At 59.8% G+C, this 21,273-nt stretch carries 21 protein-coding genes; 4 read left to right on the top strand and 17 right to left on the bottom strand.

Annotated elements, in window-relative coordinates:
* Nucleotides 1–381 precede the first annotated feature (381 nt).
* The 5 genes from ACYZTY_RS29485 to ACYZTY_RS29465 all read right to left on the bottom strand — a co-directional run bounded on the left by ACYZTY_RS29485 (nucleotide 382) and on the right by ACYZTY_RS29465 (nucleotide 4,221).
* Entirely contained in the window at nucleotides 382–651 is a 270-nt protein-coding gene (locus tag ACYZTY_RS29485; RefSeq protein ID WP_461956553.1) for a hypothetical protein, read from the bottom strand.
* A 20-nt stretch (nucleotides 652–671) separates the two neighbouring features.
* The gene (locus tag ACYZTY_RS29480; protein ID WP_461956552.1) at nucleotides 672–1,307 is read right to left on the bottom strand and encodes a hypothetical protein; all 636 of its coding nucleotides are present in this window, start codon (nucleotides 1,305–1,307) and stop codon (nucleotides 672–674) included.
* Nucleotides 1,304–1,870 carry an RNA polymerase sigma factor gene (locus ACYZTY_RS29475; RefSeq protein WP_461956551.1) on the bottom strand — a complete coding sequence of 189 codons (567 nt, stop codon included), beginning with the start codon at nucleotides 1,868–1,870 and terminating at the stop codon, nucleotides 1,304–1,306. The genes ACYZTY_RS29480 and ACYZTY_RS29475 overlap by 4 nt, the downstream gene beginning before the upstream one ends.
* A gap of 1 nt (nucleotide 1,871) precedes the next feature.
* On the bottom strand, nucleotides 1,872–3,572 hold the full coding sequence (locus ACYZTY_RS29470) for a vWA domain-containing protein (protein ID WP_461956550.1): 1,701 nt from the start codon (nucleotides 3,570–3,572) through the stop codon (nucleotides 1,872–1,874).
* Between the two features lie 88 nt (nucleotides 3,573–3,660).
* The gene (locus ACYZTY_RS29465; protein ID WP_461956549.1) at nucleotides 3,661–4,221 is read right to left on the bottom strand and encodes a YbhB/YbcL family Raf kinase inhibitor-like protein; all 561 of its coding nucleotides are present in this window, start codon (nucleotides 4,219–4,221) and stop codon (nucleotides 3,661–3,663) included.
* Nucleotides 4,222–4,360: 139 nt separating this feature from the next.
* Here ACYZTY_RS29465 and ACYZTY_RS29460 point away from each other — a divergent pair, with 139 nt between their 5' ends.
* On the top strand, nucleotides 4,361–5,890 hold the full coding sequence (locus ACYZTY_RS29460; protein WP_461956548.1) for an FAD-dependent oxidoreductase: 1,530 nt from the start codon (nucleotides 4,361–4,363) through the stop codon (nucleotides 5,888–5,890).
* 76 nt (nucleotides 5,891–5,966) lie between these two features.
* Here the strand turns inward: ACYZTY_RS29460 and ACYZTY_RS29455 are convergent, their stop codons facing one another.
* From ACYZTY_RS29455 to ACYZTY_RS29410, 10 genes are all read right to left on the bottom strand, one after another.
* Nucleotides 5,967–7,472, bottom strand: a complete 1,506-nt coding sequence (locus ACYZTY_RS29455; protein WP_461956547.1) for a YdgA family protein — start codon at nucleotides 7,470–7,472, stop codon at nucleotides 5,967–5,969.
* A 294-nt stretch (nucleotides 7,473–7,766) separates the two neighbouring features.
* Nucleotides 7,767–8,402 (bottom strand): NADH:ubiquinone oxidoreductase subunit N, encoded by a 636-nt coding sequence (locus tag ACYZTY_RS29450; RefSeq protein ID WP_461956546.1) that lies wholly within the window; start codon nucleotides 8,400–8,402, stop codon nucleotides 7,767–7,769.
* A gap of 81 nt (nucleotides 8,403–8,483) precedes the next feature.
* Nucleotides 8,484–9,932: an efflux transporter outer membrane subunit gene (locus ACYZTY_RS29445; RefSeq protein WP_461956545.1), complete on the bottom strand. Its 1,449-nt coding sequence runs from the start codon at nucleotides 9,930–9,932 to the stop codon at nucleotides 8,484–8,486.
* Nucleotides 9,929–10,816, bottom strand: coding sequence for an efflux RND transporter periplasmic adaptor subunit (locus ACYZTY_RS29440; protein ID WP_461956544.1), 888 nt, complete (start codon nucleotides 10,814–10,816; stop codon nucleotides 9,929–9,931). The genes ACYZTY_RS29445 and ACYZTY_RS29440 overlap by 4 nt, the downstream gene beginning before the upstream one ends.
* Nucleotides 10,813–11,022 (bottom strand): DUF1656 domain-containing protein, encoded by a 210-nt coding sequence (locus ACYZTY_RS29435; RefSeq protein WP_008148151.1) that lies wholly within the window; start codon nucleotides 11,020–11,022, stop codon nucleotides 10,813–10,815. The genes ACYZTY_RS29440 and ACYZTY_RS29435 overlap by 4 nt, the downstream gene beginning before the upstream one ends.
* Nucleotides 11,019–13,091 (bottom strand): FUSC family protein, encoded by a 2,073-nt coding sequence (locus tag ACYZTY_RS29430; protein WP_461956543.1) that lies wholly within the window; start codon nucleotides 13,089–13,091, stop codon nucleotides 11,019–11,021. Before ACYZTY_RS29430 ends, ACYZTY_RS29435 begins: the two co-directional genes overlap by 4 nt.
* Entirely contained in the window at nucleotides 13,088–13,516 is a 429-nt protein-coding gene (locus ACYZTY_RS29425; protein WP_461959412.1) for a MarR family winged helix-turn-helix transcriptional regulator, read from the bottom strand. Before ACYZTY_RS29425 ends, ACYZTY_RS29430 begins: the two co-directional genes overlap by 4 nt.
* Before the next feature lie 131 nt (nucleotides 13,517–13,647).
* Entirely contained in the window at nucleotides 13,648–15,123 is a 1,476-nt protein-coding gene (locus tag ACYZTY_RS29420; RefSeq protein ID WP_461956542.1) for a Fic family protein, read from the bottom strand.
* 101 nt (nucleotides 15,124–15,224) lie between these two features.
* Nucleotides 15,225–15,470 (bottom strand): DUF2789 domain-containing protein, encoded by a 246-nt coding sequence (locus tag ACYZTY_RS29415; RefSeq protein WP_131060483.1) that lies wholly within the window; start codon nucleotides 15,468–15,470, stop codon nucleotides 15,225–15,227.
* A gap of 139 nt (nucleotides 15,471–15,609) precedes the next feature.
* Complete coding sequence (locus tag ACYZTY_RS29410; RefSeq protein WP_461956541.1) at nucleotides 15,610–16,071, bottom strand: aminoacyl-tRNA deacylase; 462 nt, start codon at nucleotides 16,069–16,071, stop codon at nucleotides 15,610–15,612.
* Nucleotides 16,072–16,268: 197 nt separating this feature from the next.
* Here ACYZTY_RS29410 and ACYZTY_RS29405 point away from each other — a divergent pair, with 197 nt between their 5' ends.
* The 3 genes from ACYZTY_RS29405 to ACYZTY_RS29395 all read left to right on the top strand — a co-directional run bounded on the left by ACYZTY_RS29405 (nucleotide 16,269) and on the right by ACYZTY_RS29395 (nucleotide 18,291).
* Nucleotides 16,269–16,799, top strand: a complete 531-nt coding sequence (locus tag ACYZTY_RS29405; protein WP_461956540.1) for an NfeD family protein — start codon at nucleotides 16,269–16,271, stop codon at nucleotides 16,797–16,799.
* A gap of 2 nt (nucleotides 16,800–16,801) precedes the next feature.
* The gene (locus tag ACYZTY_RS29400) at nucleotides 16,802–17,560 is read left to right on the top strand and encodes a slipin family protein (RefSeq protein ID WP_461956539.1); all 759 of its coding nucleotides are present in this window, start codon (nucleotides 16,802–16,804) and stop codon (nucleotides 17,558–17,560) included.
* A 347-nt stretch (nucleotides 17,561–17,907) separates the two neighbouring features.
* On the top strand, nucleotides 17,908–18,291 hold the full coding sequence (locus ACYZTY_RS29395; protein ID WP_461956538.1) for a DUF6124 family protein: 384 nt from the start codon (nucleotides 17,908–17,910) through the stop codon (nucleotides 18,289–18,291).
* A 325-nt stretch (nucleotides 18,292–18,616) separates the two neighbouring features.
* Here the strand turns inward: ACYZTY_RS29395 and ACYZTY_RS29390 are convergent, their stop codons facing one another.
* Together ACYZTY_RS29390 and ACYZTY_RS29385 are read right to left on the bottom strand one after the other, a co-directional pair.
* A complete protein-coding gene (locus tag ACYZTY_RS29390) occupies nucleotides 18,617–20,197 on the bottom strand; it encodes an efflux transporter outer membrane subunit (protein WP_461956537.1) in 1,581 nt (526 codons plus the stop codon).
* Nucleotides 20,194–21,258 carry an HlyD family secretion protein gene (locus ACYZTY_RS29385; protein ID WP_461956536.1) on the bottom strand — a complete coding sequence of 355 codons (1,065 nt, stop codon included), beginning with the start codon at nucleotides 21,256–21,258 and terminating at the stop codon, nucleotides 20,194–20,196. Before ACYZTY_RS29385 ends, ACYZTY_RS29390 begins: the two co-directional genes overlap by 4 nt.
* Nucleotides 21,259–21,273: the final 15 nt, after the last annotated feature.

The following is a 21,273-nucleotide window of genomic DNA, read 5'->3' as shown; positions in this document are numbered from 1 at the left end:
CAGCTCAAGGGTTGAGGAAACGCGGCATCTTAACCAAATGGGGCCGAGACTGAGCTGAAATCTGGCCATGGAACAGCCGTCGATCACTTTGTCCCGTCTCTTTCGGATAAGGATACTTCGCGGGCTCACGCCTAGGGTTGAGCGGACGCTCCCGTCGAAGGCGGGATTACTGCCATGACTAGGCTGGAGGAGCCTCAAATGGTAAAAAGAAAAATCCAGATAATAAAAACCCCTGAGCAGTATCAGCGCCGGAACGCATCAACCGACAGGGGCCGTGTTGACGGCGATTGTAAGGGGTGAGGGCATCTCGGCAACTGCTGGTCGGTCCGATGCAACCGTCAAGGAAAACTTGACGGTTCAAATTGAGCGCACGCGTGCTTTTCATTCAGTCGTCCAATCAAACTCATCGTACTCATCATCGTCTTCTTCGTCCTCGATCAACTCATCATCAAGAACGTCTTCCTCCAGCGCTTCTTCTGCCTGCTTCGCCAGAAGAAACTCTTTACGACTCTCCGTCACTGCTCGCCGCAATTCCTCGCCCTTCACAGGGCAGTTGAGCATTTGGGCGATGCGATCGATTTTTTTCGCCACGGCTTCCTCCAACGCATCGGCTATGGCTCGATAGTGCGCGCTTTCGGGTGTTGATGCCAAATCGCTGGGCGCTTTGCCTCTCAGTTTTTCTGCAGATTCTTGAGTCGGACGGTGAGATTCTCCTTGGGAAAGCGTTTGTGCAACGTCGCCATCAGGTCGTCGGCCGCTTTGGTTTGACCGGCATTTTGCAGGCGGATCACTTCCCGTAATTGGTCGTCGAGGAACTTCGGCGGGGCCGCGAAGCGTTTACTTACCTTCGCTTCTTCAGCCATGTCAGCGCTGATCGATTCGCTCTGCGCGGGCGCGGCAAAATCGGCCATTGGCGCCACAGGCGCAGGCGCTGGTGCGGACATTGCGCCAGCCGGCGCAGCCATTGAGCGGGCAACCGATGCCGGTGCTTCAGCAGCTTCTTTCTTGGCCGCAAAAGATGAGGCTTTGGGCGCCGGGGTGGAATCGTAGGTTGGCACTTGCTCGGGCGTACGTTGCACCAGCGTCAACATCAGCGCGACGCCAACAAGGCTGGCAAACGCGACTTGCCAACGGGGTTTCTGGCAAGCCTGGACCCAGCGTTGCCACAGGTTCGGTTTGTGTGCAGGCGTTTCCCGGTGTGCGGCGGCCAGAATGAACGCGTCGAGATGGGCCGGTGGTTCACCGGTCGCGTGTTCACGAAAATGCTTCACCACATCGTCTTCCGGTGTTTTGCGGGCGTCAGTCATGTCAGTACCTCCTCGGTCAGCAGCCGACGCAGTTTCTGCTGGGCGTAGCGCAAGCGACTCTTGACGGTTTCCAGGGGTGTTTCGGTGAGGGTGGCGATCTGCGGCAGGTCGAGATCGCCGTGGGCGCGCAGCAGGAAGACTTCGCGCTGGTCGGTGGGCAGGTTCTGCAACGCGGCTTCGAGACGCTGGCCGTCGCGGCTCAGGCTCAGCAGTTGCTCCGGATCGGTCGCCTCATCAATCACGGCGTGGGTCTGTTCGTCATAGCTGTCGTGCAAAGGATTGTGGATGCCATGTTTGCGCCAGTGGTCGATCAATCGATTGCGGGCAATCTGAAACAGCCACGTACGAAAATTCGCCCGGCCTTGTGGCTGACTGGTGCTGCGAATCAGGCTCAGCCAGGTTTCCTGGTAAATCTCTTCGGCCAGTTCGGGCTTGCCGCTCAAACCGAAGAGGAATCGGTAGAGGCCCTGGCGATGACGGGCGTACAAAATCTCGAACGCTGGCCCGTCGCCTGCGCGATACCGGGCCAGCAGCGATTCATCGCTCGGTTCAGGCGCTGACATGTCAGTTGTACTCTCCTTTATTCAGCTCACGGTTGGAGGCGGTGGTGGTCCGCAGGCTCTGCGCCAACTCCACCAATTGCACAAACTCTGCCCGCAGACCGAATCGGTCGTCACCCCGTGCACCGCGCGCCAAAGCCTCGGTGTCTTTAAGGTCGAAATCACCGGTATAGCGCCCGTCCTTGAGCTGTTGGGAAAACGCTGCCACGGCCGCTGCAAATCGCAGGTCGTCACTGGCTTTGCCAACCGAACTACCCGCAATCGGCCGTTCGATCAAACGACTGTTCCCACCTTCAGGCAGCTGATAACGCACACGCAACATCGCCAATTCCCCGTTTGTACCGGAAGCAGCCGACTCGGACTTGCCATAGCGCAGCGGCTCCAACCAGCCCTTCTCGCCCTTGGGGACAATTTCGTACAACGCCGTCACCGTGTGTCCTGCACCGATTTCTCCAGCATCGACTTTGTCATTGCTGAAATCCTCACGCTTCAACGCCCGATTCTCATACCCCAGCAGACGATATTCGCTGACCTGCGCCGGGTTGAACTCCACTTGCAGCTTCACGTTCTTCGCCACCACCGCGAGGGTCGAGCCGAGTTGATCCACCAGCACCTTGCGCGCCTCGCGCAGGTTGTCGATGTAGGCGTAGTTGCCATCGCCGGCGTCGGCCAGTTGTTCCATCAGATGTTCATTGTAGTTATCCACACCAAACCCCAGTGTGGTCAGGGAAACACCGGTCTTGCGTTTATCCACAGCCATTTGCTTGAGGCTGTCGAAGTCACTGATGCCGACATTGAAGTCACCGTCTGTGGCCAGCAGGATGCGATTGATGCCTTTGGGAATGAAGGCCTGTTGCGCCATTTGATAGGCCAGCTCGATGCCCGAGGCGCCGGCCGTCGAGCCACCGGCGGTCAATTGATCGATCGCTGTACGAATTTTCGCTTTTTCCCGTCCGGAAGTCGGCTCAAGAACCACGCGCGACTCGCCGGCATAGACCACCAGCGACACCCGGTCCTGCTCGCGCAGTTGATCGACCAGCAATTTCAGCGTGCTTTTGACCAACGGCAGACCTTCGCGACGGTCCATCGAGCCGGACACGTCCACCAGAAACACCAGGTTGGCCGGTGCCAGTTCCGCTACCGCACGGTCCGAGGCCTTGATGCCGATGCGCAACAAACGGGTATGCGGGTTCCACGGCGACGGCGCCAGCTCAGTAGTCACGCCGAAGGGCGAGCCGTCCGTGGGCAACGCGTAATCGTAGGGAAAGTAATTGACCATTTCCTCCAGCCGCACCGCGCCTTCGGGCGGCAGACGTCCCTGATTCAGCAAGCGGCGAACGTTGGCGTAAGCACCGGTATCGACGTCGGCGCTGAAGGTCGAGACCGGCGCCTCGGCCACGCTGTGAATCGGGTTATCCGCCAGCGCTTGATATTGCTCGCGCTGCTCATCCCGATAACCCGGCGCAGCCATCTCAGGCGCAAAACCCGCTATGGGTGCCGGACGCACGCTGCGTTTGGCCATCGAGGCATCTGCCGCAACGGACTCATTGCGCACCAGCGCCTCAGTCTTCATTTCGCCTTGAGCCGGTGGCGACACCACAGCGGAATCAGGTTTAGAGGAAACGCCGCAACCGGCAACGGCCAGCAGCAGCCCGACGGCGAAACCCTGGGCGGCCGGGCGGAGGAAATGCAGAGGGAGGGACATGGGGGCTGACCTCAGGAGGAAATTGATCCATTCATCCTCTGAGACGAGCCCCCATTCAGGTTCGGGTTAAATCGGCCGAAAATAAATTTCAGCGGTGATAACGCCGCACCACGCTGCTGTTTTTCAGCACATGGCCTTTGATTTTCTCCAGCAACTGCGCGCGTGTCAGGCCGGCGGGCAAGGCGTCCGGAGCGAGGTCCAGTGCGTAGAGCTGAATAAGGTAGTGATGCGCACTGTCGCCAACCGGCGGGCAAGGACCGACGTAACCGGTGGTGCCTTTGCTGTTGGTGCCGCCGAGACCTTCAAGGGCGGATTTTGCGCCGACACCGGGCGCAATCTGGTGCGTGGTGGCTTTGATGCCGTAATGCACCCAGTGATCGACACCCTGACCTTTCTGGCCGTCGGGATCGTGCATGACGATGGCATAGCTCAAGGTGCCTGCCGGGCCAGTGCTCCAGTTCAGCGCCGGCGACGCGTTGTGTCCGCCGCAACCTGGGGCATCGCTGGCGGCGGCCGAGGTGAACAGCCGGTCATCCGTGACACCCGGGATATTCAGGGTGAAACGCTCCTGGGCCTGCGCAGGAAATTGCACGCAAAAGGCGACTGCAACGGCCGCCAGCCAAGGGTTCAGAGAGGTCAATCGGGTCATTCCGGAGCACCTTGTGCGGATGGGGACTTTTTCGGCTTGCGAACTATAGCGGTACCGTTCGTGCGGTGGCAGTGGGAATTGGCTGAACCTCGGGTTACGCGCCAAACTCTTAAGTGAATCGCCTGCCTGGAGAGTGATCATGGCCCTGCACCGCGTCGCCCGTTTCGCCGATGTGCCCGAAAACCGAGGCCTGGAAGTACGGATCGCGGACACCAAAATTGTTTTGCTTCGGGTCGGCGATCAATTGCGCGCCTATCAAGGCGAATGCCCCCACGCCGGGGCGCCGCTGGCCGAGGGTGCGGTGTGTCATGGGCGCCTGATCTGCCCGTGGCACAAGGCTGCGTATCGGATCGAGGACGGCGGATTGTGCGAACCGCCAGCGCTGGACAGTCTCAAGCGCTATCCCCTGGAAATGCGCGATGACGAGGTCTGGGTCGACGATCAGCCGCTATCGGATCCCCACACCCCACCGGCCGATGATGAGCGCATGTTTGTGATCATCGGTGCCGGTGCTGCCGGTACGGCCGGGGCCGCGGCATTGCGCGAGAAAGGCTTTGGCGGCCGCGTCGTGTTGATCGACCGTGAAGCGGATGCCGGCTACGACCGGACGGTACTGAGCAAATTCGTGATTGCCGGGGAGATGCCGCCAGAAGAAGTCCCGCCGCTCCGAGACGAAAGCTTTTACCGCGAGCAGCGGATCGAGCGAATCAACGGTGAAGTGGCGAGTCTGGATTCAGCCAACAGAACACTGCGATTGGCAGACGGTGAGTCGCTGACGTATGACGCGGCGTTGCTGGCTACCGGCGGCACACCCAACCCCCTCACGCTGCCCGGCGCCGACTTGCCGCAAGTCTTCCTGCTGCGCTCCAAGGACCAAGCGACGCGGATTCTGAGCGCTGCGAAACCAGGCCAAAGGGCGGTGATCATCGGCGACAGCTTCATTGCCCTGGAGTCCGCATCGGCCCTGCGCGAATACGGTCTGCAGGTCACCGTTCTGGCCCGCCACGCGGTGCCGTTCGCCAAACAGTTCGGCGACGCGGTCGGCAATTCGATTCGTGCGCTGCACGAGGCCAACGGCGTGGTGTTCCATACCGATAGCGAAGCCGCGCAGATCGAAGGCACTAACAAGGTCGAAGCGGTGAAACTGGAAAACGGTCAACGTTTGCCAGCAGACCTGGTGCTGGTCGGCATCGGTGTCAGCCCGGCAACGGAACCGTTTGCCGATTTGCCCAAAGAAAAAGATAGTTCATTACGGGCCGACGGCGGCATGCGCGTGGCCGAAGGGCTCTGGGCGGCGGGAGATATCGCGACCTTCCCGCTCAACGGCCAACCGCAACGGATCGAGCACTGGCGCCTGGCCCAGCAACAGGCGCGGATCGCGGCGGCGAACATGCTCGGTGGCGACGAACACTACCTCGACGTACCGTATTTCTGGACGTGGCACTTCGGAAAAAACTACGACTACCTCGGCCATGCCGAAACCTGGGACGAAGTGGAGTTCAAGGGCAACCCCGACCATCCTCCGTTTATTGGGCTGTTCAGCAGAAACGGCGTGGTCGCGGCGGCTGTTGCCTGCGACAAAGAGCGGGCGATGGCGATGCTCGCTGAGCGGATGAAACAACCGTTGCCGGTGGATGAGGCGTGGCGGCTGATTCGGGACGTGGAATAGGTTTTAAACGCCGGACAGCAATACGCCCGGCGTCTGCGTGTCGCAGAAGCCGGGCGTTTCGTTGAAGCCAGCGATTTTACTGAATCGGTGCAACGCCGCCGAGCTTGCTCATCACGAAGCCGACAAATTGCTCAACGGTCATTTTCTGGCCATTGAATTCCACCTGATTGTTGGCGTAGTGCAATTGGGTGACGATGTCGTTGCCTTCCAGTTTGGCCAATTGCGTGCCGACCGCCATGCTGCTGAACATGTCCGCGGTGGCCGTCGCCTGATCGGCAACAAGCTTGACGTCGGTCTGACCGTCGATTTCCGATTGCACGGTGAGCAGGTCAACGAGCATTGGCTTGGACACTTTCAGGTTGAAATCCAGCAGCGCGATCAGCTGTTGGGTCAGCTGGTCTGGCGGCAGGGCCATGGACTGCGGCTTGGTCAGGTCGAGCACCAGGTTGGCGCGGCTTTCACCATTGTTGGATTTGAACGACAGATTCTCCAAAGCCACCTGCGGGCCAGCGGCGAGCAGTTTTTCCAGATTGGTTTTGACCTGCGCCTCTTCGGCCGGGGTCAAGACCAGTTCTGGAGCCGGTTCACCGGCGGCAGCAGCCTCAGCGGCAGCCTTTTCGTACGGCTGCAGCTTGGTCTGGTAGATCTGCATCAGCGCCATGGTCGCCGGCATATCGAGGTTCTTCAGGCTCATGGCCATCTGCGCAGAGCCGACAGTCTTGCCATTCAACGACACTTCACCAACCTTGTAATCGGCACGTCCCGAACCACTGGTGCCCGATTCTTCGGTCAGGTTCTTCATTTCAAACTTCTTGAGGCCCAACACCGACTGCTTGGCACCGAAGGTAGTTTTGCTATTGGTCAGCTCCAGGGTGTTGTCGCCGATGTAATAGCCGTAGCTGCTTTTGGTCAGGTTGCTGGCCACGGTCAGGCCGTTCAGCTCGACCTTCACCGGCGTCTGGTCTTCAGCCACCGTGGTCAACGTCATGCTGTCCATGTAGCCGTTGGCCTTGACCTTTTGGGCCTGGGCGCTGGCGGCAACGTCGAGGTTCAGACCGGAAAATTTCAGGTTGGACTTGGCATCCAGCGCGACGTCCAGCGGTAGCAATTCAAGCGTGCCGTTGGTGGATTCGTCGTAACCGATATTGACCAGGCCCTTGAGCGGCGACTTGTCCTTGGCAGCGGCGAACCATTTTTCGGTGGCTGGGGTTCTTTCCAGTTCGTAATGACTGGTGGCCATGACCGGCAGCCATTTCAGCGACACCAGACGGGAGAACGGCAGCGGACCGTGTTCGATGTGGTCGACGAACAGCAACTCGACCGGCGCTTCGCCAAACATTTCACCTTCGCCCTTGAGGCGGTAGTGCGCGGTGCTGCTGAACACATGACGCTCCAGCGACACCAGTTCCAGCGACGCCTTGCCGTTGGAACCGACCAGCGCGGCGTTCAGCTCTTTGTTGGCGTCGGCGATCGAGGTGTTCAGCACGCCTTCGATTTTGGTGCCGGTGTACCAGGCACCACCGGCGCTGATTGCACCGATGGCAACGACGATTCCAAGAAGCACGCCTGCTGATTTATTCATGAATTACCCGATCAATGTCCGTTGTTGAAAATGTGGTCGTCTTCCCTGAACCCATGACGGGTTGCGGTCGCGACTGCGCTGAAAGTGCGATGCAGATTAGCATCAGGCGCACGGGGCGGCCCAATGATTAAAGGTTAAAGAGTGTCTATGGACCGCGCATGAGGGTTGAGAGTTTCGGCGGGCATAAAATCGCCATCGCGAGCAGGCTCACTCCCACATGGATTATGTGTCGATCACAAATCCCCCTGTAGGAGCGAGCCTGCTCGCGATGGCGTCAGTACAGACAACATCAATTCAGGAGTATTGGACCTCCATCTCATCCAGCTGATGATCAAAGCTTTTCAGCCGTGCCGTCCACGTATACACCAGCACTTCAAAATCGCGATTGATCACCGCCCCGCCCGTCACTTCCGCGCGCGGATCACAGAAGTCCAGCTGATAGCGTTCGCGGGCCATGGAGTTGGCAACATCGGAGAGTTCGCGGGCATTGTTGAGCCAGTGCCTGTCGTCTTCAGAGACTTGCTTGTCCAGTTCAAGGCACTGTTTTTTCAGGGTCTCAAGGCTTTTTTCCAGCGGCGTGCCGGTGAGTTCGCCCATGACTTCCTGAAACGTACGCCCCGGCTGCCAGTAGCTGCCCCAGAAATACCGGTCAAACACCGTTTCGACCCGACGCAACGCCACCTTGGTGTCCCAGATCAGCACCAGGGTCTTGCCTTGTTCGAGTTGTCTTTTTTTGATCCGCTGGCCCTGGACTGAAGCCCAGGCCACCACAACGATTGCCATCACCGCAATCAGCGCGCTGGCGCTGTCGAGGAACACCAGCGCCTTGTCGATCTGGTGGGCCAGCATGATGCCGTAGAAATAGGTGGCCGACAGCAGAACCAACGCTGCAATAGCGCACCAGAAGCCGGGAGCATAAGGGTTTTTCATTATTAGATCCCCATGACCAACGCGAGCCTTGAACGATGAAATCGACATGCGACCTCATCAAGTCAAAGCATAGCAACGGCCTCAGGGTTTGCCGGGGTTCGTGCCTTGCGTTCGTCCGCTTTCCCAGCCGCCGCCCAAGGCGAGGAACAAATCGATCTGGCTCATGGCAACTTGGGTGTTGGCGGCGGCCAGTTGCGCCCGCACATCGGTGTAAGTGCGGGTGGCTTGCAGGTCCGCCAGGAACGATGCGCGGCCGGCCTGGAAGAAGCGGTGGGTCTGATCGGCGGCCAGTTGCGCCGATTGTTCGGCGTCGGCCAACGCATCGCGGCGTTGCAGCAGCGCGGAGTACTGCGCCAAGCTGGTTTGGCTCTCGCGAATGGCGTTGAGCACCACGCCATCGAAATGCGCCAGCGTGCCTTGGGTCGCTGCTTCGGCTTCGCGGATTCGTGCCCGGGAGCCGTTGGACGGCACGGTCCAGGTCAGCAACGGGCCGAAGCCCCAGCGATTGGTCGCCGGTTTGCCGAGATTTTCGAGGATCCCGACGGTACCGACCGTCGCGCCGATGCTGATGTCGGGGTACAACTCGCCCGTGGCGATGCCGATGCCAGCGGTCGCGGCCGCCAGTCGGCGCTCGGCCTGGCGCACATCGGGTCGGCGCTTGAGCAAGGTTGCGCCGTCGCCGACCGGCAACAATTGGGTGATTTTCGGCAATTCGGCGCAGGTGGCAGTCCCGACAGGCAACTGCTCGACCGGTTTGGCCAACAGCATCGACAAGCGGAACAAGCCGGCCTGACGCGCCGCTTCATAACGCGGCATGTCGGCGCGCAAGGATTTGAATTGGGTTTGCGAGCGAGTGACCTGAGTTTCATCGCCGCGCCCGGCGTCACGCAGACGCTGGATCAGGGTGGTGCCTTGGGCTTGCAGATCGAGGGAATGCTGGGCAATATCCCGCTCCTCGTTGGCCGCGCACACCTGGGTGTAGGCCCGGACCACATCGGCCACCAAGGTGATGCGTGCGGTATCGGCGGCGGCCTGAGTCGCATCGGCATTGGCCTTGGCCGCTTCGATACCGCGCTGCAAGGTGCCGAACAAATCGAACTGATACGAGGTAGTAATGCCAATGTCGCCGACGTTGGCCACGGGCACTTTCTCTGGTAGCAAGAAGGCTTCGCCGGACTCCTGCAAACGCTGGGCGCCGATCTTCACACCACCGCTCCAGCCGCCCGCCGCCTGCGCTTCGTCGACCTGAGCGCGGGCACGGGAAAGGCTCGCAGCGGCTACGCGCAAGTCGGTATTGGACGCCATGGCTTGCTGCACCAGTTGATCCAGACGCGGGTCTTTATATAAGCGCCACCAATCGCTGGGCACCGGAGCCGAAACGACATTTTTACCGTTCACAGCCAGGTCGCCCTGCAAGTCTTCACGGTGGATAGCGGCCTCGTCCGGCAGATGATAATCCGGCCCGACCACCTGACACGCCGACAGCAACAAGCCTAATCCGGCGACGGCCAAACCCGAGGCCCTGCTCATTTCGCGGGCTCCTGCGGTTGGTCATCCATGATCGACACCGTGGCAGTTCGCCCGGCGATCATGCGGAAGTCCGCCGGCACGTCATCGAAGGCAATCCGCACCGGAATACGCTGGGCCAGCCGCACCCAGCTGAACGCCGGATTGACGTTGGGCAGCAGGTTGCTGCCGCTGCTGCGGTCGCGGTCCTCGATGCCGGCGACGATGCTTTCCACATGGCCGCGCAATCGAGCGAGGTCGCCGACCACCCGGATGTCGACCGACTGGCCGACATGAATGCCGTCGAGTTTGGTTTCTTCGAAATAACCGTCGATGTGGAACGAATTGCTGTCCACCACTGACAACACCGGGCGCCCGGCGGTGACGAATTCCTGCGCACGCGGCGCGCGGTCGTTGACGTAACCGTCCACCGGGCTGCGAATGGTCGAGCGGTCGAGGTTGAGCTGGGCGCTGTCCACCGCCACCTGAGCTTCCATCAACGCCACTTCGGCGCAGGCAACCCGCGACTGGCTTTCTTCCAGCTGCTCACCCGGCACCAGATTGCCGAGGCCACGGTTACGCTTGGCTTCGCGTTGCGCCTGGGCCAGGGTTTCCTGACGGTCGGCGACCGCTGCCTTGGCCTGACGCAAGGCCAGTTTGAAACGGTCTTGGTCGATGCTGAACAGCACTTGGCCGCGTTTGACCAATTGGTTGTCGCGTACTTCCACTTTCTGGATCAGCCCGGACACGTCCGGGGCGATCTGCACGATGTCGGCACGGATGTGCCCGTCCCGGGTCCAGGGCGCGAACATGTAATACATCACCATGCGCCAGACCACGACGACGGCGAAGGTCACGATCAGCAGGGTCAGGACCACGCGGCCGAGGGTCAAAAAAGGCTTTTTCATGTCATCAGGTATCGACTGAGTGAGTCCACGGCGCCGAGCAGCAAGGCGTAGAGAGCCACGTTAAACAATGCCCGGTGCCAGACCAGACGGTAAAAGTGCAGGCGCGTCAGCAACCCGTGCACCAGCAGGAACAGCACGTACGTAATGCCCATCAGCACCAGCAGCGTGGGCAGGAACACCCCGCTGATATCCAGATCACCGATCATAAAGGCGCTCCATCGATGCCATGGGGCAGCGGTTCTACGAGTTCACCCGAGGCGACGAATTCCACCCCCGGCAGCAACGACAGACGCAGACCGCTCAAGGCATGCAACAGGTGCAGACGCGCGCCTTCATCACACTCGGTGGTCAGGGCGCGGCGGGTGCGGTCGAGGGTCATCAGCAGCGGACTCGGTGCCGGCAATCGCTCGCTGGCCTTGAGGCAGGCTTTGAAATACTCACCGACCTCGGCCACCACTTGATGCAGCAGCACTTGCGGTGCGCCGAACACTCGCGGCGTGTAAGCGAGCAGGTCGAGCAAGTTCAGCGCTACGCGCACTTCCCGCAGTGCGATGCCGGTGTCTTGCCCGGTCATGGCCAGACGCGGCAGGTGCTGCATCAGGCGATCGAGCATCTGCACGCCCAAGTGCCGGTGTTCGGCCAGCGTGGCCGGCTCGGTCAGGCTGACAATGTCGCGCCAGCTGAAACGGGTCAGGCGCTTGGCCGCCAGTTCCGCACCGAATGGCCGGGCGATCAGCGTCCAGACAAAAGCGAACAGCAAGCCGACGGGGCCGGCCAGGTTGGAGTTGGCAAAGCTGAGGAAATCCGCGTCGTAAGCGCCCTGAATACTGATGAAAGACGAGGTGTTGACCAGGGTCAGCAGCATGCCCAGATAAAACTGCGGCTTGACCGTCAGGGTGCCGATGCAAATGAACGGCACGGCAAACGCCAGTACCAGCATCGGGAAGTCATGCAGGTTGGGCAGGACCAGGAACAGATAAAGACTGGCAAACAACACCGACATCGCGGTCCAGAAAAAGAACCGGAATATCTGCGGTGCCGGGTCGTCCATCGAGGCGAAGAAGCTGCACGCCACTGCCGCCAGAATCACGGCGGCACCACCGTCGGTCCAGCCGAGCAGAATCCACAGCACCGACGCGACAATGATCGCGGTCACCGTGGACGCCGCCGAATAGAGCATCAGCCCACGGTCAAGAAACGGCGACAGGCGACCCAGACGCCAATGCCGGTACACCGCGCGCCAGCTGTGCTGGCTTTCGCACTGAATGGCGTATTGCAGGCTGCGGCAGTCTTGCCACACATCGATCCACTCGCCGAGGCGATACAACGCGTTGGAAAACAGCAGCTGTTTGCGGTCATCCAGCGCTTCGGCGGACGGTTGCAACACCTCAAGTTGATCTTTCAGCGCCTGCCAGCGGTCGAGGTCGGCATCTTTGTAGCCAAGCCATTCGGTGGTCGCAGCCAACAACGGCGCGAACTTATCCACAAGCTCGGGCGTTCTTCGTTCAAGGGCATAGAGCGCGTCGTCGAGGGCGTCGATTACCGGCAGCAGGTGAATCATCCGCCCGCGCAGCTCCTTGGTGTTGCGCACCGTCTGCGGCCGCGCGCCCTCGTGGGGCAATTGACCAATCATCAGCTCCAAGCTGTTGAAGGTCGCCACCATCGCCGAACGCAAGGCACTGACTTCGTCCGGCTGCACGTTGCGGCTGAGGAAGCGCAGGCTGTAGGTCGAGGCATCGGCGAACCATTTGTTCACCGAATCGTTGAACACCGGCGCCAGCCGCCGGGGCCAGAACATGGCACCGACCACGGCCGCCACCGCGATGCCGAGGAAAATTTCTTCGGTTCGCGCCTCAGCGATATCCCACACCGCCAGCGGGTTATCCACCACCGGCAAGGCGATCAGCGGCAAGGTGTAACCGGCGAGCATCAGCGCGTAACTGTTGGCCGTGCGCAGGTGCAGGGACAGAAACAGCAACGTCCCGGTCCACAGCGCGATCACCACCACCAGCACATACGGGCTCTGGACAAACATCGGCACGAAAAACACCGCCGCCGCCGCACCGAGAAAAGTGCCGACCGCGCGGTACAACGCCTTGGAACTGGTGGGGCCGACAAACGGGCTGGAAACGATGTACACCGTGGCCATCGCCCAATACGGACGCGGCATTTGCATGAGCATGGCGATGTACAGCGCAATCATCGACGCCGCGAACGTGCGCACCCCGTAAAACCAGTCCCGCGCCGGAGGAACGCCGGTGAAAAATCCGCTCAAGGGTTGGCCACCGACGGCGGGGTGGCCGCTTCAAATGCTCTCAACACCCGCAACGTCGCTTCCAGATCGCTGCGATCGATGCCTTCGAGCACTTCATTGCGCAACCGCACCAGCTCGATCTCGACAGCCTGCACCAACTCCCGGCCGGTTTCCGTCAGGCTCAGGCATTTGGCGCGCCGGTCATGGGCGTCTTCGGTGCGACAGACATAACCGGCATGACACAGCTGATCGAGCAGACGAACCAGCGACGGACTCTCCATCCCCGCCGCCTGCGCCACCGTCACCTGCCGCACACCCTCGCCCAGACGCCCGATCATCAACAACGGGACGGCGCAGGCTTCGGAGATTCCATAATTGACCAGCGTGGTCTGGCAGATCTTCCGCCAATGCCTGGCGGCCACCACCATGGAGCTGCTGATGTTCATCTGCAGAGCGTCGAGGTTTTTCGGCACGAGGGGAAACACACACTGTTAGTTTGCTAACTATCAATATGGCATTGGAGGGGAAAGTTGGTCAAGTTTTGAAACAATTCTGTGGCCAGAGGGATGCTTGCTCCTTAGCCATCACCCAACAATCTTCGCGCTTCTCCCTCAATAAAATCTAAAACCTCCTCCGACACGCTGTATTGAAACTGCTTGCGTCGGTGTTTTGAAACCTTGCCGTCGTTGTCCAGGCACATCATCACCAGCTTCGACAGATCGCTACCCCGCACATCGAAACGCTGATTGACCGCTTTGACCACACGGTCGTAGCGGTCCAGAAACTCGGTCTCCTCCCGCAGTTCGATTTCTAACGCGCGACGTGCCATCTGCAACGTGAATTCGACGCAACGGGTGGCGTCCCAGAAGCGATAAATGGACGGGTGGCCGATGAATTCGAAGGCCATTTGATCGGCGTCCAGCCAGGTGACGTTCCAGAAGTCGCGAGCTGTCTTTGAGAAGTCCTTCAGCGCTTCCAGGTAGTTCGCCTCCTCGTGTTTCATGGCTACGGAGACGGGCAATAGCAACCCATTTTCCAAGGCGCCGGAATGGCAAAGGGTCTGATGAATCAGAAAACGTGAAAGTCGACCATTACCGTCCATGAACGGATGAAGGAAGACGAATCCGAAAGCGGTTACGGCAGCCGCTACCAGTGGGTCGACTTGCCTTGAAGACTGATTGGCAAAGGTCATCAACTCTTCCATCAGCTCACGGCACAGATCCGGTGCGGGTGGGACATAGCTGACGCCAGCAGCGCCTCGCAAACCGTTATGCAGATGATTCTGTTCATGGCGAAACAGGACAGCTTTGTCGAAAGGATTGGAGACGGTGCTGTTCTGCAATTCGACCAGATAGTCTTCACTCAACTCCCGCCCTTCATGGGCCTGACGTAGCAGTTGAACGAAGCGGCGAGACTTTTCTTCGCTGGGTTCTTCTTTCTCGATGGCGAAGGAATCGCGGGTTTCGTGCAGGTAAGCCCAGTTGATGGCTCGGTCCATCATTTCTGGGGGCAATGTCGCCATAAAAGCTTTAGCTCGGCCGAGAATGTCGAGACTGAGCAAGGCTTCGAGTTCAGATGTACGCTCTACGGTGGCGCAGTAGCGCATAGAACCCAAGCCGTTAAAGTCGACGCGCCAGCGGCTATTGCGCAACGCTGGGCCAGTTACATAGCGTTTGGGATCGAATAGTGCGACAACACTGCCCCGAACCGGGATCGAATACTCAAGCTGTTGCCCGGTGAAGCTCTCCCACAATAAGCAGGCTTTGCGGATAAACACACCATTCGGGGATTTGGCCAGCTCATTCAGCAGTTGCTCAGCAGAAACAGCTTCAAGCGCTTGGGCAAGAATGCAAAGGTTGACGCCTTCGTGCTTGAGGGCAAAGAGAATATGCTCAAGCATCGAACCCTGAGCAGGAGCCACTGATTGGGGAACAGCCAAGCAATCACCGATCAATGTAATACGAGTGACTGGCTTGATCATCGCAGCGCGTTGGGGTGCGAAAGCCTTAAGCTTCAATGCATCATGCAGGTAGGCGTATCCAACAAATGGCATAGCGAGCGTCCACAGAAAAAATTCACTGTGGCGATTAAAGCCCAGATTTTTTTACCACTCACCAGTTTTTTTTACATTTCGCCATTTCCTCTAAGATTTTTTTACACCCCCCGCCCCTTCCTCATCAGCACATCCAGTTGATCCACCACCTCCGCCCAATCTGCATCATCCAGAATCTCCTCCCGCAATAACTGCGCTTGGCCCTCGCTCCAGAAAAACGCATCGGCCAAATGTAATTCGGGCTTGAGCGGTGAATGGGTGGCGATGAATTTATCGATGCTTTCGGCGTCGTCCGGCAGGCCGAGTTGTTTGAACAGGGAAGGGAGGCTGTGGGTTGGGGATTCCATGTCGGGCTCCTTTTTTATGGCAAATGATGGGTGACTGCTGCGCAGTCAATCGCGGGCAAGCCTCGCTCCTACAATGGACAGCGTGACCCTGTAGGAACGAGGCTTGCCCGCGAAGGCGATGTAACTGATACCGCAAAACTCACTGGCTCAACTCTCGCACCTCGGCATGCGGCACCATTTTCAGAAACTCCGGCATGTTCATGTGCAGGAGATTGGTGTGGTTGCCGGCTTCCAGGTAGATGTCTTTTTGCCGGGTCAGCAATGGGTCGATGACCACGTCGATCCCATAGGATTCGCCCAGGGCTGGGACAGCTCCGCGTTCGCAATCATCGAACAGGTGCGGCAGGTTGCTTTCCCGGGAGACTTGCCATTCGCCACTGCTGCGTACTTTGCTCAGGTCCAGATGACGGCTGGCGGGCAGCACAGCCATCAGGAAATGCCCGTGTTGGTCGTCGAGGATCACCGACTTGGCCACCCGTTCGGCAGGAATGTTCGCAAGCCGTGCGGTTTCAAGGCTGCTGGCCGAGTGCGGGTGGGAAATGATGTCATATTCGCAGTGCGCCTTATCCAGGCTGCTCTGCAGGGTTCTTGCCATACGCATGATGCACCTCGGTGTCCGCAACTACTTTCGCGGACGATGGTTAAAGCTTTTCTCTTCACTGAAAGTCTAGGCCCGCTGGCGCATTCCCGGGTGAAATCCGCCCGCCGGGCCAACGCCAACAACTGGTCAAAATTCGTACAATCCACAGCTCAGCTAGACTGTATAAAGAACCATCAATGACTCTCCCGGAGGGTCACGTGAACACTCGTTGCTGGGCAATTGCGCTGCTGTTGGCCTTGAGCGGATCGGTCTTCGCGGCGGACACCGTCGTCCTGCTGGCGCCCAATCCCATGGGGATCTGGCTGATCACGTTCGGCATCGCCTTTCTGATCGCCGAGGCGGCGCTGCCCAATTACGGTGTGATCGGGCTGGGCGGCATTGTGATGTTCGTGATCGGCGCGGTGATCATGACCAACACCGAGGTGCCTGTGCCGTTGATGGTCGGACTCGGACTGATCAGTGCGCTGCTGTTGATCTTCTTGCTGGTCCACGCCCTGAAAACCCGACCGCGCGAAAACGTCAGCGGCGATGCCGGACTGGTGGGCAGCGTGACCCCGGTGATGTCGCTGGCCGGCAATGCCTACAACGGTTGGGTGCACCTGCAAGGAGAAAAGTGGCAAGTCCTCAGCACCACGCCGCTGCAACCCGGGCAAAAGGTCCGGGTGGTCGCGCGCAAGGGATTACTGCTGGAAGTGGCCGCGGCTGATGCGGCGTCGAAGGGAGAATAGACATGGGCGTGCAACTGGGTTTTGCCGCGCTGCTGTTACTGCTGATCGCACTGGCGGGGTCGACCTTCCGCATCCTGCGCGAATACGAGCGCGGTGTGGTGTTCCAGCTCGGGCGATTCTGGCAGGTCAAGGGCCCGGGCCTGATCCTGCTGATTCCGGTGGTCCAGCAAATGGTCCGCGTCGACCTGCGCACCGTAGTGCTCGACGTACCGCCGCAAGACGTGATCACCCGCGACAACGTCTCGGTCAAGGTCAACGCCGTGCTGTATTTCCGCGTGCTCGATCCACAGAAAGCCATCATCCAGGTCGAAGACTTCCTCATGGCCACCAGCCAACTGGCCCAGACCACGTTGCGGGCGGTACTCGGTAAACATGAACTCGATGAACTGCTGGCCGAACGGGAACGGCTGAACATCGACATCCAGCAAGTGCTCGACGCCCAGACCGATGCCTGGGGCATCAAGGTGGCGAACGTCGAGATCAAGCACGTGGACCTCAACGAGTCGATGGTCCGCGCCATCGCCAAACAGGCCGAAGCCGAACGGGAACGCCGGGCCAAGGTGATTCACGCCGAAGGTGAATTGCAGGCTTCGGAAAAACTCATGCAGGCTGCCGAGATGTTGGGGCGTCAGCCGGGGGCGATGCAGCTGCGGTACATGCAGACGTTGAGTTCGATTGCCGGTGACAAGACCTCGACGATCGTCTTTCCGCTGCCGATCGAATTGCTCAAGGGGATGGCGGATTTGTCGTCCAAATCCTGACCTTCCGCGAAAACACCAACGTCTGGTAGCTCCGTCGGAGATTTCCTTCAAGTTGTAGTGGTGTTGGTGAACTTGTTCCGTCCCGGGCCCAGGTCTAGTCTGGCTTTGTCACTGAATAAACGGTGACACGGACGTGCAAGTCCGACGAAACTGTTTAGGTCGCAATTGCCATATCTCTCATTGAGCATTTAAGGGTTCACTGCTTTATGGCGGCTGCGCGCAGGAGATCCTCGGATCTGCTGGGTGTCCTAAACAGTCCCGGTCTTGCACACCTGCGCACGGCCGCCACCCCATTCGCGTGCAAGCGAACGGTGACGGCTCCAACTTAACTGTTTAGGGTGTTTTATATGATCAAAGTAACTCCGAATCCTCCAGAGAACTCTGGAGCCGATTCCGAAGATTCTCTCGAGGCCGAAAAACTCAAAGAAGCCGCTGACCGCGCCTTCGCCCACTACTTCCCCCCGGCTGACGGAAAACCAGCCAGGCGCCGCAAAGGCGCGCTCTTCTCGGTCTCCCCCGACATCGACACCGAAGCCCTGCTGGCCAACGCCTCCGAAGACTTGCTGTCCATCAGCGCCATTGCGGCCGATCTCGCGGACGATGTGGACGGGACACGGCGCTCGGTAGCCCTGGCACTCAGCCGCATGGCCGATGGTGTGCAGTTGCTCGTAGAGCGGGCGCTGGATCATTGGGAGGCGTTGCAAATGGCGAAGGCTCAAACCAAGGTTTAGCCGGATAGATTTGTGGTGACTTGACCGCCGTCATCGCGAGCAGGCTCACTCCCACATTGGATCTCAGTCGTACGCACATATTGCGTTCACTAAAGATGAACTGTGGGAGATTCAGCAGGCTCAGGTCAAGGTTTAGCCGGGTAGATGTGTGGTGAATTGACCGCTGCTATCGCGAGCAGGCTCACTCCCACATTGGATCTCAGTCCTACACATAATTTGTGTTCCCTGAAGATCAACTGTGGGAGTGAGCCTGCTCGCGATGGCGTCAGTACTGTCAATGCATGACTTGGCAACTAGCGCCTTCAAGGCACCTGCGCCCAACGCTCTACCCGCTCACGCAACAACGCCTCAGCGGATACACCGACTCCCATCCCCCACCCAACGCCTTATACAAACCCACCATCGCCAGCGAAACCCCGGTCGAGCTCTCCACAAACTGCTCCTGAGTCGCCAATAACGCGCCTTGAACAGTCAGCACATTTACGAAGTCCACCACCCCTTCCACATATTGCTGCTGCGCGGTGCGCAGGGCGATCTGGTTTTGGCGGACGGCTTCGGCGAGGCTGTCGCGGCGCAGTTGGCTGGCGTTGTAGGCGGTCAGTTGATCGTCGATTTCGTGCCATGCGCGTAGTACGGTTTGTTGGTAGGCGATGGCGGCTTCCTGTTGTTGGGCCTCGCGTAAATTCAGGACCCCGCGCAGGCGGCCGCCATCAAATAGCGGCAGGCTGAATTGCGGGCCGATGCCGAACGAGCGCGAGCCCCAGGAGCCGAAATCGCTCAGCTGCATGGCTTGTGAACCGATGTTGCCCGACAGGGTAATCCGCGGATAGAAGTCACCCTTGGCCACGCCGATGCTCGCGGTGGCAGCGTGCAGGCGAGCTTCGGCCTGACGGATATCCGGGCGGCGTTCGGCCAGTTGCGACGGCAGACCAATTGCAACCTGACGGGGAGTTTGCGGTACGGGTACGTCGGTGGATAAATCGGCGTACAGCGCTTGGGGTGGTTCGCCCATTAACAGGCTCAGGGCGTTGATCAGTTGTGACTGGCGCTGTTGTAGCGCGGGCAGGCGCGATTCGATGGCGGCGACTTGGGCGGCCGCTTCGGCGACGTCCAGGTCAGTGGCAACGCCGTCGGCCAGACGCAGTTGCGAGAGTTTCAGACTGTGCCGGGCGACATCGAGGTTTTGTTCGGTGACAGCCCGTGTGCTTTGTACGCCGCGCAGTTGGATGTAGTCCTGAGCCGTTTCGGCGAGCACCGACAGCAGCACGCCACGGCGATCGTTTTCTGCGACTTCCAGGGTCGCGTCGGCGGCTTCGGTTTCGCGGCGCACACGGCCCCAGAAATCCAGTTCCCAGGACGCGGAGAAGCCTGCGTCCCAGAGGTTGAACGCCGAGTCGCCGTTGTTGCCCGATGGATCGTTCAGGCCTTCGCCGCTGTTGCGTTTGCGCCCGTAACTGCCGTTGGCGGCGGTGTTTGGATAGCGGTCGGCGGTGATCACCTGGCGTGCGGCTCGACTTTGCTGCAAGCGGCTGCTGGCGAGTTTCAGGTCGAGGTTGTCGGTCAGGGCGCGCTGGGTCAGGGCCGAGAGTTTCGGGTCGTTGAAGACGTCCCACCAGCGCTCGTTCATGTCGGTGGGTACGGCTTCACTGGCGGCAGCTTTGGACGGTTTTGACCACTCGGTGATTTGTTGTGGTTGCGGTTTCTGGAAGTCCGGGCCGACGGTGCAGGCTGAAAGGCTCATGACGAGTAAGGCGCACAAGGTGAGTTTAGGCCGCCGGCCTCTTCGCGAGCAGGCTCGCTCCCACATTGGATTTGTGCAATTCACACAATCTCCGCCCAAACAGAGATCACCTGTGGGAGCGGGCTTGCTCGCGAAGGCGTCAGTCCAGTCAACAAAGGTCTTCATTGCTGAACCACCTCACGCAAGGCGGCGCTTGCAGTATCAATCCTCGCCTCCACCGACATCCCCACCCGCAACCGCTCAGCCAATGCCTGACCCGGTTCCAGGACAATCTTTACCGGAATCCGCTGCACCACCTTGGTGAAGTTGCCGGTGGCATTGTCCGGTTTGATCGACGCAAACGTCACTCCCGTAGCCGGCGCGATACTCTCGACGCGCCCCGTTAAAACCTCACCACCGAGACTGTCGACACGCACTTGCACGTCCTGCCCCGGCTTCACGTCGGTCAATTGGGTTTCCTGGAAATTGGCCACCACATAAGCCTGCGCCAGCGGCACCACCGCCAGAATCTTGCTGCCCGGTGTCACGTAAGCACCAACCCGCACCGCCCGCTCGCCCACCATGCCGTCCTGAGGGGCAACGATGCGCGTGTAAGACAGCTCGTAACTGGCCATTTCCAGCGCCGCTTGTGCCCGCTTTAGTCCGCCGTCAGCCGCATCGCGCTGAGCCGTGAGGATCTCCACCTGCTTACGCTCCGCCGCCAGCACCGCCGTGACGTTGGCCAACCGCGCGGCGGCCTGATCGATGCGCGTGCGCGCCTGCTGAGCATTCTGCACCGTGCCGGCACCGACCCCGGCGAGGTGGTTGTAGCGGTTCAATTCATGTTCGGCGAAGGCCAATTCTGCCTTGGCCGACACCACCGTGGCCTGGGCCTGGGCGATCACCGAAGCTTGGCGTTCAAGGGTCGCCCGAGCGTTTTGCAGTTGCGCCCTGGCTACCAACGTCTCGGCGTCGGCGGCTTGGGCGGCGGCACGCAGGTCCCGGTCATCGATCAATGCCAGTAACTGTCCGGCCTTGACCTGCTGGTTGTCTTCCACCAGCACTTCCTTGATGAACCCGGCCACCCGAGGCACCACCAGGGTGAAGTCCGCCGAAACAAAGGCATCGTTGGTGTTCTGCTGCGTGCGCTTGCCGAAAAGCCCTGGCGCCAGCAGGTAAATCAGCACGCCGACAGCCACCACTGCGGCGACGCCGACAGCCACTTTTTGCTTTGTTTGAGTCGTCATAAAAACCTTCTATTT

The sequence above is a fragment of the Pseudomonas sp. LB1P83 genome, from assembly GCF_054897885.1.
The sequence above is the reverse complement of the archived record's forward strand: the minus strand, read 5'-3'. Positions and strand labels throughout refer to the sequence as shown.